The sequence below is a fragment of the Hufsiella arboris genome (genome assembly GCF_009834875.1).
Classification (GTDB): domain Bacteria; phylum Bacteroidota; class Bacteroidia; order Sphingobacteriales; family Sphingobacteriaceae; genus Hufsiella_A; species Hufsiella_A arboris.
Genome location: NZ_WVHT01000001.1, coordinates 536,718 through 553,739 on the forward strand (window position 1 = coordinate 536,718; position 17,022 = coordinate 553,739).

Sequence of the window (17,022 nt, forward strand, 5' to 3'; positions counted from 1 at the left end):
GCTACTCCTCTTCGCCTAATAGCTTCTGATCAATTTGCTTAGTGGCTTTTGCGCCAAGCTTACGCAGGTTTTCCACGCGACCAACAAGATTTCCAGAGCCGTCTCTAAGCTTGTTCATTGCGTCTTTGTAAGATTTATCAGTTCGTTCAATGGAATCTCCAACTTTGCGAAGGTCCTCCGTAAACAACACGAATTTATCGTAAAGAGCACCCGCTTTAGTAGCGATCTCAATGGCATTGCGTGTTTGCTGCTCCTGTTTCCAGATAGAGGCTATTGTTCTTAAAGTCGCGAGCAAAGTAGAAGGTGTTACAATAACCACTCGTTTGTTCCATGCGAAATCAAAAAGGTCAATATCGTTTTGAATTGCGATTGCAAAAGAAGATTCGATAGGTACAAACAGTAACACAAAATCCGGCGAGTTGATGCCGTAAAGGTCCTGGTAATTTTTTGAACCGAGACCGCCGATATGACTACGTATCGAGGTTAAATGGCCTTTTAAATGTAAAACGCGATCATCCTCGGTCTCGCAGTTAACCAATCGCTCGTAAGCAATCAGTGATACTTTTGAATCAATAATTACATGTTTGTTATCAGGCAATGAAATAACAACATCAGGCTGCAGGCGATTGCCGTTTTCATCGGTGAAGCTTGATTGTTTGCTGTAACTTTCGCCTTCAATAAGTCCGGAGGCTTCGAGTATCCTGTCTAAAACAACTTCTCCCCAGTTTCCTTGCTTTTTACTATCTGCTTTTAGGGCTTTGGTTAAATTATTGGCTTCCTCGCTGATTTGCTTGTTAAGTTCCATCAGTTTAGATATTTCACCTTTCAGCACGTTGCGTTCATCGGATTCGGATTTATAAACCTTTTCAACCTTTTCTTCAAAGGCCTTGATATTTTCTTTCAGGGGATTTAGCAGGATATCCAGGTTACTACGGTTAGCTTCAGTAAATTTCTGCGTTTTTTCATCAAGGATCTTATTGGCGATCAGTTCAAAATCCTTGTTAAATTTTTCCTGGTTACGTTGTATATCTTCCTTTTGTTCTGCGATTTTCTCTTTTTGAGCCTGGAAAAATGAACGGGCACTTTCCAGGGATTTGTTTGCTTCAGCTAGTTTTAAACGTTCGTTATTCAGCTCAGCTAAAATTCTTTCCTGTTCCTCTTTCAGGAGCGCGGTAATATTTTCTCTTTCGGCATTTAAACTGCTGGCGCGTTCTTCCGCCTTGGCGAGATTGATTTTTAGCGATTCATTGTCAAGCTTCAGTTGATTAAACTCTTCTGCTGAAATTAAACCGATTGGTTGCGGCCTCTTCACAAATAACACTACTGCAACGATTAAAATAATAACAGCTACAGCTAAAATAACAGGATCCATTTTGCTAAAAATATTATCAAACGAAGGTAGTAATTTGATGCTATTTGAATGAATATTTATTGATGACGAATTTGATTTAACTTTTAAAGTGTTAGAAATGTCAAATGTAAACTTCCTCCCAGAATACCTTGAACATTATTAAAATCGATTTACTCAGAAAGTAAATAGTTATAAATGAACTGTTTTTGGTGGAAGTGTTGTGACAATAAACTGCAAGTATGTCAGGCCCTGTTTAACTAAATTTTTAACGGAATACTTTTTGAATATCTTTATTCTAAAGATTAAAAAAATGGGATTATTAATTTTTGTAGTTATAGCTGTTGCCAGTTTTGCTGTTCAATGGCGCTTTAAAAATAAATTCAAAACATATTCTGAAACACCTATACTTTCCGGCTTAAGCGGAAAAGAGATTGCTGAAAAAATGCTTCATGACAATGGAATTTTTGATGTTCGGGTAGCTTCAGTAAACGGCCAGCTGGGCGACCACTATAATCCGGCAGACAAAACGGTTAATTTAAGCCCGGAGGTTTATAGCGGACGAAGTGTTGCATCAGCTGCGGTTGCTGCGCACGAATGCGGTCACGCTGTTCAGCATGCAAAAGCATATAGTTTCCTGCGCTTTAGGACAGCGATGGTTCCTGTGGTGAGTGTAGCTTCAAACCTTTTGCAGTGGGTATTTATGCTCGGTTTAATTATGGCATTTTCGAGCATGGGCTATTATATGCTCCTAATCGCTTTTGGTGCGATGGTCGTAGTGACTTTGTTCAGCTTAATTACTCTTCCGGTAGAATTTGACGCAAGTAACCGTGCGCTCGCCTGGCTGCAAACCAATCGCGGTATTATGCAAACCGGATTGGAAAATGAGCAGGCTAAGGATGCTTTATGGTGGGCTGCCATGACTTACGTAGTTGCCGCTTTAGGTTCACTGGCGCAGCTGCTTTATCTGGCAATGATGTTATTCGGAGGCAGAAGAGATTAGATTTAGCAATATAAATGCAAAAGAAAGGCCCGTCGATTTTCGACGGGCCTTTCTTTTAAAACTTATTAATTTAAGCGATAAGGCGCGATTAAGTGGAATTCCGGAATTTTTACAACAAAATTCTCATTATCAAGCAGCCTTGTCATTTGATAATTTCCCTTCATGCTGCCCATATCCGATTTAAGATTACAACCGGAAACATACATATGGCTCTCACCAGGTTCAATAACAGGTTGTTGTCCAACAACGCCCTCTCCATCGACTTCTCTGCGAGATCCGTTTGAATCAAAAATATCCCAGTGGCGGCGCATTAACTGTACGCTGTAATCAGTTAAATTTTCAATTTTTATTTTATAGGCGAACATAAAATGCTCGTTTTCCGGATTTGAATATTCTGGCTGATAAAGGGTTTCCACAGATACTTTTACGCCGCTGGTAATTTGTGCTATCATAAAAAATATTTTTGGGTAAACGGGTAACGCTTATTTATCAAAAATCAAGCCATTTCGGCTTCAAAGGTCTCAGTAATTTCATCTAACACCGATCGAATATCTGCAACATTTTCCGATGATACCAGCTTCATACGGAACTCCTTAAAGTTAGGGATTCCCTTGAAGTAGTTTGAATAGTGTCTGCGCATTTCAAAAATGCCGGTTTTTTCACCTTTCCATTCGATTGATTTGTTAAGATGCGTAAGGCAAACATCAACACGTTCTGCAATTGTGGGGCCGGCAAGCGTTTCACCTGTTTCGAAAAAATGTTTTATTTCTCTGAATATCCAGGGATACCCAATAGCAGCACGACCGATCATTATTCCGTCTACCTCGTATTCTAAACGCCAGTTTGCAGCTTTTTCAATACTGTCTACATCACCGTTTCCGAAAATCGGTATGCCGATACGTGGATTACGCTTAATATCGCGGATCATGCTCCAGTCCGCCTGGCCTTTATACATTTGTGAACGTGTACGCCCATGAATAGTCAGCGCTTGAATGCCGACGTCCTGCAACCTTTCGGCCACCTGGTCAACGTTCTTTGTATTATCATCCCAGCCAAGGCGGGTTTTAACAGTAACGGGTAGATGGGTTGATTCTACAACAGCTTTTGTCATAGCGGTCATCTTATCGATATCCTGAAGTAAGCTGGCGCCGGCGCCTCTGCACGCCACATTTTTAACCGGGCATCCGTAATTGATGTCAATCAGATCAGGGTTTGCAAGGGTAGCGATACGCGTTGCCTCGCGCATACTTTCAATATTGCTTCCAAATATCTGGATGCCTATCGGGCGCTCGTATTCGAAAATATCCAGTTTCTGGCGGCTCTTGGCCGCGTCACGAATCAGACCTTCGGAAGAGATAAATTCTGTATACATCATATCAACGCCATTTTGTTTACACACATAACGAAACGGCGGATCGCTCACATCTTCCATCGGTGCGAGCAGGAGCGGGAATTTCCCCAGATCAATATTTCCTATCTTAACAGACATTACCTATCTTCAACGCTTAATTTTCAGGGCATTAAATTACAGCTGCAAATTTACAAATTATTAAAAATCAAATGCCTGTGCATACGTCATATCAGCGCCATCCTTTAAAGTCTTTGATTTACCTGCTTTTATTGATGTTCGCAGGAGCCATCGTGTTTGCTATTATTGGTATTGTGTTGGGTTTTGCTTTCTTCAATCTCAGATTGTCTGATCTGAGCGAACCGCTGAATGCGCAGAATTCCGAAATATTAAATGCCTTTAAAGTTATTCAGGTTTTGTCAACTATCGGAACGTTCATTGTTCCGGCAATGATCTTTGCAAAGATTGAAGAACAAGATATTCCTGGATATTTGAAGTTTAATTTTTCACAACCATTAACGCTGTTTTTATTGTCGGCACTGGTAATTATCGCTTCCGTTCCTTTGCTTGAGTGGGCCATCACATATAACGAAAACATACATTTTCCCGTCTCATTAAAATGGCTGGAAAACTGGATGCGGGCGCAGGAAGATAAGATGGATGACCAGGTTAAGGCGTTGCTTGTAATGCATACACCTGGCGAGCTCATCATTAATCTATTTATGATCGCCATTATTCCGGCTATCGGCGAAGAATTTTTTTTCAGGGGATGTTTACAAACCACATTATTACGCTGGTTTAAAAATACGCATGCTGCTGTTTGGGTTACTGCAATAATTTTTAGCGCCATCCATATGCAGTTCCTGGGGTTTATACCCAGAATGCTTCTGGGCGCAATCCTGGGATATTTATTCGTTTGGGGTAAAAGCATATGGTTGCCTGTGGCAGCACATTTTACCAATAATGCGGTTAGTGTTTTAGCGGCGTATTATAACCAGAAAAAAGGTGCGGATATTGAACACATGGATCAGGTAGCGCAGTTTCACTGGTATCATTACTTACTCAGCGCCATTTTTACGGGGGCGATTTTATTTGCGTTTTACCAGCTTGCGGTTACTAAAAAAGCTTTATCGTCTGATGGAGAACGATTGGATTAAAATTTATACCTCGCATGATTTTTACAAATCAGAACTAATACGGCAGTTGCTTGCCGATCATGAAATGGAGGCGGTGCTGATGAACAAACAAGGGTTTCCATACAGGCATGGTGAGGTAGAAGTGTATATTCACCAGGAAAACTTTCATCAGGCTATAGAGCTGATTATAAAAAACGATTATTAATGAAGACAAGGGCAATTACAGGTTTTTTTTTCGTGGTGGTTATGCTGGCGTCCGAGCTTTTGGGTGTTTATGCTTTTGCCTTCTTCTTTTTGGTCTTAAGTGTACTGAACCTTAATGAGTTTTATAGCCTTGTTAAAAACGAAAGGATAAGCCCACAACGTATCAATGGATTGCTGCTTGGCGGAGCACTTTTTGTAACTGTCGTATTTTGGCATGTTTTTGATTTTCCGGCACATTATTTCCTTGCGGCCGTACCCCTGCTTACATTGATTTATATCGCAGAACTTTATCGAAAAAAAGATAATCCATTTATTAACATCGCTTTTACCTTTACCGGAATTGTATTTTGTGTTATACCATTTTGCTTTTTCGCGCTGCTTGCATTTTTGGATGGATCGTTTGAATATCATCTGCCCTTAGGCTTTTTATTGCTGCTTTGGTCAAGTGATACCGGCGCTTACCTTTTTGGCGTAAAATTGGGAAAGAATAAGCTTTTCGAACGGCATTCGCCAAAAAAGACTTGGGAAGGATTTTTCGGCGGCTTGCTCACAAGCCTTGTTGTTGCCTTTATTTTAAGTTTATATTTTAAAGAACTTGCTTTCGTTCACTGGGCAGTTGTTTCGGTGATAATCGTAGTTTTCGGAACAATAGGCGACTTAACCGAATCAATGTTGAAACGAAGTATGAATATAAAAGACTCGGGCAGCATTCTTCCTGGCCACGGCGGTTTGCTTGATCGCTTCGACGGATTATTCCTATCTGCGCCGGTAGTTTTTACTTACTTATATTTTATCACGATGGTTTAAACCATATCTGCAAAAGTGCGTTATGCATAAGCTCAACTGAATGGAACAAATCAACGACGAAAACGAATTTCAACCTCAAAATTCCGGTTTAAAAAAGGATAAATCCCTTTTATACATGGGAATTATTTTGGGTACTATCATCATGGTAATGGGTTATTTAACATTGTTTGTTGATGATCCCTGGAAAATATTCAGAGGCGATGATAAGCCTATAACAGTTATAGACGATAACTCAAAATTGCTTGAAAAAACTGAAGAGATGAGTGATGAGCAGGTTCGGAAATCGCTCATCAAGTTTATCGAAGCATTTTACTTTGACCAGCGGCGGGGTTATTTCGATCCGCCTAGTTATTTTGCTCCAATTACCGAAACGTTTTATAATTTCCATAATCTGACGTACGAGCGGTTAAAAAACCTATACTGGAAACGCAAGGCTGATATGGAGAATCTCAAATCGAACTGGATTGTTTCTAGCCTGGATTTCCAGCGTGTCGGCCAGCGTATCGAGGCTACTTACTGGGTTAAGGAAAGTTACCTGAGGCCATCAAAAAATCAATTGGAAAGCGGCGATTTTCAAGTACAAATGACGATTGATGAAAATGGAAAAATCGTATCGCTAATGGAGCTTAACCAACGAAATTTTGACGCCACGCCTATTCAGGCTGAACCCGATTCCTTGGTTGATTCTTCTCAGGTCGTTCAGCCGAGTGCGCCAGTAAGCACTCCGCCGGTAACCGTACCTTCAGAACCTGCAGCAACCAATGCAGCCAGCAATGTTGTCGATAACAAAGTTTACAATTTAGGGTCTGTAGAAGCGGCGCCTGAATTTGACGGAGGACAGCGAAAACTGGCGCGGTTCGTTAGAAAAAATTTGAATAGAAATGTCGGCGTAACAGGAGAAAAGGTTTTCGTTGGATTTACGGTAGAAAAAAACGGGCAGTTGAAGGATATTCATGTTGTCCGCGGAGTTGGCGGAGGCGCTGACGAGGAAGCTTTAAGAGTTGTAAGATCGTCGCCATCATGGAATCCCGGAACAATTGGAGGCAAGCCGGTTCGCGTATCATATGTGTTACCTATTGAATTCTGACGGTTTTAATGGGCTTAGTAAGGCTTCAGACGTCTTTAAGCAAAGTTATCCAATATGAAAAATCATCTTCAGTTCATTGGTATCGTTCATTCGCCATTGATGAAACTGGAAGACTGCCCGTTGCAGGAAAACGAAGAAAGCCCGGTTGCAACAATCGAAGTGTTTGATGATTTTATCGAGGGTACAAGCGATATCCAACCAGGTTTGGAACTTATCTTATTCAGCTGGCTGCATCGGGCCAATCGGTCTGTTTTAAAAACTCATCCCCGCAATAACCGTCAGGCAGCACTCACGGGAGTTTTTTCAACCCGTTCTCCCGACAGGCCTAACCCCATTGGTATTCACTTTGTGAAAGTGCTGACGGTTTTAAGTAAAAATGAATTTCAGGTTTCAGCATTAGAGCTCTTAGATCAAACTCCCATAATTGATATTAAACCGAATATCGCAAAGCGGTAACGGTCAATATTAAAGCCGCTAAATTACGCCGGAACTTTTTCAGTTAGCTGAGATAAAAGCCAAATAGCTTCTTCGACACTTTGGACATTGTCAAAAGCGATGCGAAGAGTGTTTTTCACTTCCTTTAAATTACAGCTACGCATATTAGATTGAACGAATTGTAAAACCCTGCTAAATTGTTCGCTTTCAAAATATGGCGATTGCTGGTTGGATACAAAAAACCCTTTGAGCGAATTTTTTTTGAACGATATCTTTTCAAATCCGATATCTTTTCCCAACCATTGCAGCCGCATAATATTCAACAATTCGGCCACTTGTTTCGGTAGAGGGCCAAAGCGGTCGACAAGCTGTTTTGAGAAAAGTTCCAGTTCTGTTTCGTTGTTCAATTTAGAAAGTTCGGTATACAGATTGTACCGTTCCGTCACGCTGGTTACATAATGGTCAGGTATCAGAACCTCCAGGTCGGTATCAACTTGTGTAAAGGATATGAACGAACGAGGTTTTTCGTCTTTAAACAGATCTTTAAACTCATCCTCTTTAAGTTCCTGTATCGCTTCGTCAAGTATTTTATGATACATTTCGAAACCAATTTCCGCGATGAATCCGCTTTGTTCGGCCCCTAAAAGGTTCCCGCTTCCGCGGATGTCCAGATCCCGCATCGCCACGTTGAACCCGCTTCCAAGGTCAGAAAACTCTTCAATAGCGCTTAGTCTTTTCCGTGCTTCGGGTGTAAGTGTTGATAACGGTGGGCTTAGTAGGTAACAGAATGCCTTTTTATTGGATCTTCCTACCCTGCCGCGCATCTGATGCAGGTCACTTAAACCAAACATGTGGGCATGATTGATGATAATGGTATTTGCATTTGGAATATCAAGCCCTGCCTCAATGATAGTGGTTGCCACCAGCACATCTTTTTCACCGTTGATAAATTGCAGCATCACGTCTTCGAGCGCATCGCCTTCAAGCTGCCCGTGGGCAATGCCAATCCTGCTTTTTGGCACAAGCCTTTGGATCATACCGCCTAACTGAGGCAGATCTGCAACGCGGTTGTGTATTAAGAAAACCTGTCCGCCACGATCCAATTCATATTCAACGGCTTCTTTAATTAATTTTTCGTTGAACACATGCAGCTCGGTAACCACGGGCTGGCGATTCGGTGGTGGCGTGCTGATAATGCTCAAGTCCCTTGCTCCCATTAGTGAAAAATGCAATGTCCGGGGAATAGGCGTTGCCGTCAATGTTAACGTATCGACATTCGCGCGGAGCTGCTTCAATTTTTCCTTTACCCCAACGCCAAATTTTTGTTCCTCATCTATTATCAGTAAACCAAGATCTTTAAACTTAACATCTTTACTGACAAGGCGGTGGGTCCCAATAATAACATCAACTTTTCCGTCTGCCAGCTTTTGCAGCGTTTCCTTGATTTGTGCGGATGTTTTGAAACGGTTTATGTAATCGATATTACAAGGGAATCCTTTCAACCGTGATGCGAAGGTTTTAAAATGCTGCAGCGCCAGAATTGTTGTCGGCACTAAAATAGCGACCTGTTTACTATCTGCAACTGCTTTAAATGCTGCACGAACCGCAATTTCAGTTTTGCCGAAACCCACGTCACCGCAGATCAACCGATCCATCGGATGCGGCGACTCCATGTCCTTTTTAACGTCGGCGGTTGATTTTACCTGGTCGGGCGTATCTTCATAGATAAAAGACGCCTCAAGTTCTGTTTGCAGGTAAGTGTCGGGGTTAAACGCATTTCCCGTTTGCGCCTTTCTTACGGCGTAAAGTTTGATCAGGTCGCGGGCAATGTCTTTAACTTTTTTTTTCGTCGTTTTTTTCAGCTTGTCCCAGGCGTCCGATCCGAGCTTGTTCATTTTAGGGACAGCGCCCTCTTTGCCCGAAAATTTGGCAATCCTGTTAAGCGAATTGATGTTCACATACAGCAGGTCATTATCGGCGTAAACCAACCGGATCATTTCCTGAACTTTCCCGTTCACTTCCACTTTTTCCAGGCCGGCATATTTTCCGACACCGTGATCAATATGTGTAATGAAATCGCCCGGCTTAAGCTCCCGGAGTTCCTTCAGCGTAATTGCCTGCGAACGTTGGTAACCTTTTTTAAGCTTGTATTTGTAATAGCGGTCGAAAATCTGGTGATCGGTATAACAAGCAATATTTTGTTCGTGATCTACAAACCCTTCGCGAAGAGAAACATTGACGGGTGTAAACCGGACGGTTTTGTCAATATCTTCAAAAATGCTGTACAGGCGTTCAACCTGTTTAGATGAATCTGTGAAAATGAAGTTATTGATTTTTGCCGCTTCATTCAACCTGATATTGTGGATAAGCAGGTTAAAATCCTTGTTGAATGAAGGCTGAGGCTTTATATCAAAATGAATAGCTTCGTTTGGCGAATAGAAAAACTGCTTTCCGAATTCAATAACGGGGAAGTCGCGCAACTGGTCAGCAAGAAGCTTCTCATCACTGAAACTGAATTTCGGATCAATCCATTCCGGGTTTTGTGCCTTATCTGCAGCAGGTAAGGCTTTCCAAAATTCAGTCGATTTTTTGTATCCTGTTTTGATAATATCAAGCGTAAACTGCACGTCTTTGAACCAAAGAACGGAGTCCGCATCGATATATTCAAGCAGCGAAATGTTATTTTCAGTAAGGAATTTCGACTGGACATTCGGAACGATCGTGATGCTTTTTACCGACTCGGCAGACAGCTGGCTGTCTATTTCAAATGTTCGGATACTTTCGATGAAATCAGCAAAAAACTCGATACGATACGGCAGCGTATGTGAAAAAGAGAAAATGTCGACTATTCCGCCTCGTATGGAAAACTGTCCCGGCTCGTAAACAAAATCAACCCGCTCAAAATCGTATTCAATTAAAAAATCATTGATAAAATCGATATCAAGCTTGTTGCTTACCGCTATTTCAAGTGTGTTTTTCTCAAGCTGTTTCCGGTCGATAACCTTTTCCGCAAGAGCTTCCGGATAGGTTACAATCAGCTTTCCAAATTCCGAGGAGTGATTTAACTCGTTTAGAACCTCCGCCCTCTGAAGCACGTGACTGTTGTCTGGCTGGGTAAACTCAAACGGCTTGCGATATGACGAAGGAAAAAAAAGAATTTCCTTATCCAGCAAGCTTTCAAGGTCGCTCTGGAAGAACGCGGCTTCCTCCCTGTCGGGAAGGATAAAAACAAAATGCTGGTGATTTAAAAAGTATAAGGCAAGCGCCGCCATGGCATCACTCGATCCGACGAGGCCTTTAAGATGAATTCTTGGATTTTTAACGACGTTTAACGCTTTGGCTAACGATAAAATCCGGTTATCTGACTTGTAAGTATCTAAAATATCTCTAACGTTCACTGCCCTGAATTAGTAACAAATATACGCCTTACTCTAAAAATTCCAGCTGAATTATAAACGGCTTTGTTTGAATTCTGTTGAACAATTTTTGAGTTTGTTATGTTAAGAAAGCAGAATTTATCAACCTTAAACTAAAACTAAAATGAGCAATTTTATTAAATATGGACTGATAATCGGAATTGTAAGCGGCATCTGGCTATTGATTATGCACTTTGCCGGAGTTTTTAATCCGGAGAAAAACCCCACCGGAAATATTTCCTGGTTAGAATACGTGTCTATAATTATACCGCTAATTGGATTATACACCGGCATTAAATCTTTTCGCGACGGAGAAAATGGCGGTAAAATGGAGTTCTTTGAAGGATTGTTCGAAGGATTTAAAATTATGGTGGTTAGCGGCGTTATCGTGTCTTTTTTTGCCGTGATTTATATTTCATATGTTCCTTCAGTTCTTAAAGGCGATTATATGGGCCGCATTGGCGGCGCGCTGATAGTTGGTATGTTATTTAACTTAGCCAGCTCTTTAATTTTAATGAACAAACAAAAAGCATTATAAGTGAATACCAGGGCGTTTCCGGTTGAATTATTGATCTGGTTAAGCGCCTTACTTTTTTTTGCAATCTCTCCATTCCAGCATTTAAACCTCGACTTATGTCTTCTTAAAAATTTGGGGTTTTCGTGGTGCCCGGGTTGCGGTTTAGGCCATTCAATCGTCAGCTTGCTTCACGGAAATATTCGCCAGTCATTTCAACAGCACTGGTTTGGTTTGCCGGCTGTAATAATACTGACTCACAGAATTTGGATTTTAAGTAACAATTTCCGAAAATCATATTCAAATAATAAAACGAAATGATGTATCAGGAACTGTTATCAAATCTGAGAGGAATTTCTCCTGAAGAGTTTGCAATGCTCCAACATGTTATGGAGGGAATGAGTGAGCAGCAAGCCTCCAGATTTATTTTATTCTATTCGGGCAAGCGAAAAACACCGCAAGATCTCCTGTTGTTCACCCTGCTTGGATTCCTCGGAATTAATGGCATCCAGCGTTTCGTGACCGGGCAGATAGGAATGGGAATTTTATACCTGGTAACTGGCGGCCTTTGCTTAATTGGTACAATAGTGGATCTGATAAATTACCGGTCAATGGCCAACGACTATAATTATGGCCAGGCTGTTGAGTGTTCAAAAATGGCCCGCGCAATGGTTAGTTAAGCTTTTCCGATAAAAATGTTTCTCAAAAATATCATCCTCATAACTTATCTGTAATTTTGCACTTCATGCAAAATTTACAAACGGCCATTTATATTGCCCTCGCGCTTAATTTCATAATTGGCTTTTTTTTCTGCCTGGCTATTCGCAATGCGTTATTACAAGTTCAGGAAGAAAATCGTGCCTTACCAATGGCAACTGTCTGGTTACTTCTTATACCCGTTTTTAGCCTTATCTGGATTTTCATAGTTGTACAACGCGTTTCCCAATCAATCGAGGCAGAACTGCACGAACGGAATTTCGAAGTGGATGAGAAACCAGCTTATATTATCGGCATGAGTTATGCAGTGACCTCGCTGATTATGATCTTCCCTTTTCCGGCGCTGCTTCAGTTTGTCTTCGGTATAGCAGGGCTTATTTTTTTCATTCAATATTGGTTGAAAATAAACTGGTATAAAAGAATACTGAAAGATGACGCCGACCAGGAAAAAACAGAGGAACTATGAGGCTTGATGAACTAATTGCGCACCTCGAATCATTTGCGCCGCTTTCTTACCAGGAAGATTATGATAACGCAGGGCTGATCGTCGGTGACAGGAATCAGGAAATCTCCGCCGCTCTTATTTCTCTGGATTGTATTGAATCCGTTGTAGAAGAAGCCATAAGTAAGGGATGTCAGTTGATCATCTCTCATCACCCGATCGTTTTTCGCGGGCTCAAAAAGTTTAATGGCAGCAGCTATGTCGAGCGGGTGGTCATGAAAGCTATAAAGCATAACATCGCGCTTTATGCCATTCATACCAATCTGGACAATGTGTCGCAGGGAGTAAATAAAAAAATTTGTGATGTCTTAGGTATTAAGAATCCGACAATTTTGATGCCCAAAGGCAATATTTTAAAGAAACTGATAACGTTCTGCCCGGTCGATCAGGCAGAAAAAGTAAGACAGGCGTTGTTTAATGGCGGAGCCGGGCAAATCGGCAATTATTCGGAATGCAGTTTTAATGCCAACGGTACCGGAACATTTACTGCGGGTGAAGGAGCCAATCCTTTTGTTGGCGAAAGATTCGCGCAGCATCATGAAAATGAAATTCGTATCGAGACAATATTTGCCGCTAATCAGCAACGGCAGGTTTTGATCGCCTTGTTTGAGTCGCATCCTTATGAAGAAGTTGCTTATGACATTTATCCGCTCGACAACGCGCATCAGCAGGTAGGTTCGGGTATGATTGGCAACCTTGAAAGGGAAACGGATGAAATGAGTTTCCTGACCCATGTTAAGCTGCAGCTCAAAGCGAAAGTTATCCGGCATACCGCGCTTAACGGGAAAAAAGTGAAACGCGTTGCAGTTTGCGGCGGCGCCGGAGGCTTTTTATTGAAGCAGGCAATTAGTGCCGGCGCCGACGTTTTTATCACCGCCGATTACAAATATCATGAGTTTTTTGATGCCGATAAAAAAACCCTTATTGCCGATGTGGGACATTTTGAAAGTGAGCAATTTACGCAAGAATTGTTATTGGAAATTATTCGGAAAAAATTTCCTAACTTTGCACTCCATTTAACGGAACAAAATACAAACCCAATAAATTATTTGATTTAATGGAACAAACGGTAGAGCAAAAACTTAAAGCCTTATACGAACTTCAAACCATTCACACCCAGGTTGATAAGATTCGCCAGACACGCGGCGAGCTTCCAATGGAGGTTGCAGACCTGGAAGATGAAGTTGCAGGGCTTGAAACACGTATTCAGAAAATAAAAAATGAGCTCGACGATACAGAAGATGCTATCGTAACTCGTAAAAATACCATTAAAGAAGCTCAGGCTGCTATCAAGAAATATGAGACTCAGCTAAACGATGTGAAGAACAATCGTGAATACGACGCTATCAACAAGGAAATTGAAATTCAGGGACTAGACATCCAGGTGTCTGAGAAAAAGATCCGCGAATTTGGTTTCGAGATCACAAATAAAACGGAAGTTTACGAAAAGGCTCTTGCCAACCTCGAAGAGCGCCGGAAAGATCTTGAAATTAAAAAAGCTGAATTAGACACGATCACTGCTGAAACTCAAAAGGAAGAAGAGGATTTAACTGATCGTGCCGAAAAAGCAGAACAAGGTATTGACGAGCGATTATTAATAGCTTATAAAAGACTTCGCCATAACGCTAAAAACGGTTTAGCTGTTGTAACCATTCAGCGTGATTCATGCTCAGGATGTTTCAACCAGATTCCGCCACAGCGCCAAATGGACATTCGTCAGCACAAAAAAGTTATTGTTTGTGAGCATTGCGGCCGTATCCTTATTGATGAGGCCTTGTCTCATGAAGCGCAGGAAGTGCAGCAATAAAAAATATCATTTTAAGCTAACAAAAAGCGATTTGGAAAACCAGGTCGCTTTTTTTGCGTTAACACCCAAAACCTTAATGGATGTTCAGATACGCATTTTTTCTGGGGGTATTGCTGTTGCTAAATTTACAGGTAAAAGCCAGTTTTGATTTCAACCAAAACTGCATTAGCGCGTACCAGAAAATCATGCAGCTCCGGCTAAATGAAGCCCGAGCCCTTATCAGCAAAGAGAAAAATACAAATCCGGAAAACGCGATAACCGTTCTGCTTGATAATTATGTCGATTATTTCGTTTTAGTAACCACAGAAAGCAAAGCCGACTTTAATAAGTTGAAAGCCAATAAGGCGCCTCGTTTAAGCCGGATTGAAAAGGAAAATAGAAACTCCCCTTATTATCTGTACTGCCAGGCAGAAATCAACCTTCAATGGGCGCTTACGAGAGGAAAGTTTGAAGAATTTTTCGCAGCCGGGCTTGAGATTAACAAGGCATTTAATATGCTTCAGCAGAATGCCAAAAAGTATCCGGATTTTTTGCCAAATCAAAAATGTCTCGGCCTGGTTAACGCGCTTCTAGGATCTTTACCAGATGGCTTAAAACGTACCCTCGGAACTTTTGGCGTTAAGGGAAATACAGATAACGGCATCGCCATGCTCAACAGGCTTGTTAAAGTTCTACCGCAGTCGGCTTATTCACAATACTATGATGAAGTTGTTTTTTACCTGTCGTACATACAGATCGATATTTTAAATAACTACCAGGCATACGATGGCATCATCAGCAATACGAATAAAATCGATTCGCTGAGCCTGTTAAAAAGTTATATAAGGGCTTATGCCGGAATGAAAACGGCTCACAATGATCAGGCGATAACTACGCTTCAAAACCGGCCCGATGGAGACGCTTACCAGGATTATCCGTATATGGATTACCTGCTGGGCATAGCGTATATGCATCGACTGGATAATTCTGCGGCAAACTATTTAAACAGGTACATTAAAAATTACAAGGGAATCAATTTCATAAAAGATACATACCTCAACCTCGCATGGTTAGGTTTATTATCGGGAAATTCCGATCAGTATAAAACGTATGCCGCACTGGTAAAATCAAAAGGTGAAGATATCCAGGAAAAGGATAAACAGGCGATTAAGGAGGTTGATGACGCGGCACCCGATATCGATTTACTTAAAGCCCGGTTGCTTTTTGACGGCGGTTACTATGCAAAAGCCTTAAACGTGCTCGACAACAGGAAAGCAAGTTCTTTCAAGCTTAACCGCGATAAGATAGAGTATTGCTATCGTTTAGGCCGGATTTATGACGCGCTGGGAAAAGATGATTCGGCCATCAAGTTCTACCAGTTTTCTCTTGATATGGGCAAGAATGAGCGTTATTATTTCGCCGCAAACTCAGCACTGCATATTGGAATGATCTATGAACAGAAAAAGGACAAATATAAAGCTACCTCCTTTTATAACCAGGCGATCAGTATGAAAGATCATGATTACCAAAGCAGTATAGAAAGTAAAGCAAAGGATGGTTTAAAGAGAATTAATAAAGGTTAACACTTTTATTAAGATTATGGACTTCGGCGACAATTAGCTTTGCTGATAAGCTTGGAAAACATCTTAAAACAACCCTAGCTGCTTCCCTCCTGCCGGTGTAAAATGACTCAGATCAAACGAGGGCAATGAGCGACCTTTTAAAAACCTGTTTACCGAAATACGGAAAAGCTGGTGAATGCTTTCGGCTATTTTACCGTCGCCTCGCATGCGGTTGCCCCAGCGGCTGTCGTTCAATTTGCCGCCATGACAATCGGCAATCATATGCAGTACCTTATCCGCACGATCGGGATAGGCTTTGTGTACCCAGTCTTTAAAAATTTCGGAGATAGCCCCGTTAAGCCGGACAATAGTAAAAATTGCGGCTTGTATACCTTCGTCTGCTGCAGCTTTCATTAATTCCGGAATTTCATTGCTGTTAAGGCCTGGGACGATCGGCGCCATCATCAACCGAACAGGAATATTTTCAGAAGCAAGCTTATTAATTACCATCAGCCGGCTTCTTGCGGTTACGGTACGCGGTTCCATCTGTTGCCGCAGACTTTCATTCAATGAATTGATCGTGACCGTTACATGAACGAGGTTCAGAGCGGCCAGCTCTTTTAAAATATCCAGATCCCGGACAACCAGGTTATTCTTGCTGATAATACTTACCGGATGCCGGTATTTAAAAAAGACTTCAAGAAGCGATCTCGTGATTTTAAGTTTACGCTCAACTGGCTGGTAGCAATCTGTATTGCCGGAAAGCATGATGGGATTGGGCTCATAATTTTTTTTATTAAAGAAATCCTCAAGCAGAGACGCCGCGTTTGGCTTATAAATTATTTTGCGTTCAAAGTCGAGCCCTGCGCTGAATCCCCAATATTCGTGAGCGTTGCGGGCATAACAGTAAATACAGCCATGTTCGCATCCCTGGTAAGGATTAATAGAATACATGAAAGGAAGATCGGGGCTGTCAGATATGCTGACTATTTTTTTGGCGCGCTCCTCAATCAGTTCGGTGGCAACATTTTCATGAAGCTCTTCATCCAGCCCTTCAATATGTTCCGTCACATAACGGTTTTTCAGGAACCTGTTATGCGTGTTTACCTGGGCGCCGCGACCCTTAAAATACTCACTGTTATCTTCAAATGGCATTC

Annotated in this window: 18 protein-coding genes; 13 read left to right on the plus strand and 5 right to left on the minus strand. The window is 41.6% G+C overall.

Annotated elements, in window-relative coordinates; genetic code table 11:
- Nucleotide 1 precedes the first annotated feature (1 nt).
- The gene (locus GS399_RS02335) at nt 2-1,372 is read right to left on the minus strand and encodes a DNA recombination protein RmuC (RefSeq protein WP_160842958.1); all 1,371 of its coding nucleotides are present in this window, start codon (nt 1,370-1,372) and stop codon (nt 2-4) included.
- Nucleotides 1,373-1,661: 289 nt separating this feature from the next.
- On the opposite strand from GS399_RS02335, the gene GS399_RS02340 reads away from it, so the two are divergent.
- Nucleotides 1,662-2,351, plus strand: coding sequence for a zinc metallopeptidase (locus GS399_RS02340; RefSeq protein ID WP_160842959.1), 690 nt, complete (start codon nt 1,662-1,664; stop codon nt 2,349-2,351).
- Between the two features lie 65 nt (nt 2,352-2,416).
- Here GS399_RS02340 and apaG read toward each other — a convergent pair whose 3' ends face one another.
- Complete coding sequence (gene apaG / locus GS399_RS02345) at nt 2,417-2,803, minus strand: Co2+/Mg2+ efflux facilitator ApaG/CorD (protein WP_160842960.1); 387 nt, start codon at nt 2,801-2,803, stop codon at nt 2,417-2,419.
- Between the two features lie 44 nt (nt 2,804-2,847).
- A complete protein-coding gene (dusB, locus tag GS399_RS02350) occupies nt 2,848-3,840 on the minus strand; it encodes a tRNA dihydrouridine synthase DusB (RefSeq protein WP_160842961.1) in 993 nt (330 codons plus the stop codon).
- A gap of 71 nt (nt 3,841-3,911) precedes the next feature.
- On the opposite strand from dusB, the gene GS399_RS02355 reads away from it, so the two are divergent.
- From GS399_RS02355 to tsaA, 5 genes are read left to right on the plus strand one after another with little or no spacing between them, the layout of a single operon-like run.
- Complete coding sequence (locus GS399_RS02355; protein WP_160842962.1) at nt 3,912-4,856, plus strand: CPBP family intramembrane glutamic endopeptidase; 945 nt, start codon at nt 3,912-3,914, stop codon at nt 4,854-4,856.
- Entirely contained in the window at nt 4,837-5,040 is a 204-nt protein-coding gene (locus tag GS399_RS02360) for a hypothetical protein (RefSeq protein ID WP_160842963.1), read from the plus strand. Before GS399_RS02355 ends, GS399_RS02360 begins: the two co-directional genes overlap by 20 nt.
- Entirely contained in the window at nt 5,040-5,846 is an 807-nt protein-coding gene (locus tag GS399_RS02365; protein ID WP_160842964.1) for a phosphatidate cytidylyltransferase, read from the plus strand. The genes GS399_RS02360 and GS399_RS02365 overlap by 1 nt, the downstream gene beginning before the upstream one ends.
- 40 nt (nt 5,847-5,886) lie before the next feature.
- A complete protein-coding gene (locus GS399_RS02370) occupies nt 5,887-6,933 on the plus strand; it encodes an energy transducer TonB (protein ID WP_160842965.1) in 1,047 nt (348 codons plus the stop codon).
- Between the two features lie 54 nt (nt 6,934-6,987).
- On the plus strand, nt 6,988-7,389 hold the full coding sequence (gene tsaA / locus GS399_RS02375; protein WP_160842966.1) for a tRNA (N6-threonylcarbamoyladenosine(37)-N6)-methyltransferase TrmO: 402 nt from the start codon (nt 6,988-6,990) through the stop codon (nt 7,387-7,389).
- 23 nt (nt 7,390-7,412) lie between these two features.
- Here tsaA and mfd read toward each other — a convergent pair whose 3' ends face one another.
- Complete coding sequence (mfd, locus tag GS399_RS02380; RefSeq protein ID WP_160842967.1) at nt 7,413-10,766, minus strand: transcription-repair coupling factor; 3,354 nt, start codon at nt 10,764-10,766, stop codon at nt 7,413-7,415.
- A gap of 142 nt (nt 10,767-10,908) precedes the next feature.
- Between mfd and GS399_RS02385 the strand changes: the two genes are divergently transcribed.
- From GS399_RS02385 to GS399_RS02415, 7 genes are all read left to right on the plus strand, one after another.
- The gene (locus GS399_RS02385; protein ID WP_160842968.1) at nt 10,909-11,322 is read left to right on the plus strand and encodes a DUF4199 domain-containing protein; all 414 of its coding nucleotides are present in this window, start codon (nt 10,909-10,911) and stop codon (nt 11,320-11,322) included.
- A complete protein-coding gene (locus tag GS399_RS02390; RefSeq protein ID WP_160842969.1) occupies nt 11,323-11,619 on the plus strand; it encodes a DUF2752 domain-containing protein in 297 nt (98 codons plus the stop codon).
- A complete protein-coding gene (locus tag GS399_RS02395; protein WP_160842970.1) occupies nt 11,616-11,978 on the plus strand; it encodes an NINE protein in 363 nt (120 codons plus the stop codon). Before GS399_RS02390 ends, GS399_RS02395 begins: the two co-directional genes overlap by 4 nt.
- Before the next feature lie 65 nt (nt 11,979-12,043).
- Nucleotides 12,044-12,481, plus strand: a complete 438-nt coding sequence (locus GS399_RS02400) for a hypothetical protein (protein WP_160842971.1) — start codon at nt 12,044-12,046, stop codon at nt 12,479-12,481.
- Nucleotides 12,478-13,575, plus strand: coding sequence for a Nif3-like dinuclear metal center hexameric protein (locus GS399_RS02405; protein WP_160842972.1), 1,098 nt, complete (start codon nt 12,478-12,480; stop codon nt 13,573-13,575). The genes GS399_RS02400 and GS399_RS02405 overlap by 4 nt, the downstream gene beginning before the upstream one ends.
- Nucleotides 13,575-14,324 (plus strand): zinc ribbon domain-containing protein, encoded by a 750-nt coding sequence (locus GS399_RS02410; RefSeq protein WP_160842973.1) that lies wholly within the window; start codon nt 13,575-13,577, stop codon nt 14,322-14,324. Before GS399_RS02405 ends, GS399_RS02410 begins: the two co-directional genes overlap by 1 nt.
- Before the next feature lie 80 nt (nt 14,325-14,404).
- Nucleotides 14,405-15,886, plus strand: a complete 1,482-nt coding sequence (locus tag GS399_RS02415; protein WP_160842974.1) for a tetratricopeptide repeat protein — start codon at nt 14,405-14,407, stop codon at nt 15,884-15,886.
- 63 nt (nt 15,887-15,949) lie between these two features.
- On the opposite strand, the gene GS399_RS02420 is transcribed toward GS399_RS02415, so the two are convergent.
- Nucleotides 15,950-17,020, minus strand: a complete 1,071-nt coding sequence (locus tag GS399_RS02420) for a PA0069 family radical SAM protein (protein ID WP_160842975.1) — start codon at nt 17,018-17,020, stop codon at nt 15,950-15,952.
- Nucleotides 17,021-17,022 lie beyond the last annotated feature (2 nt).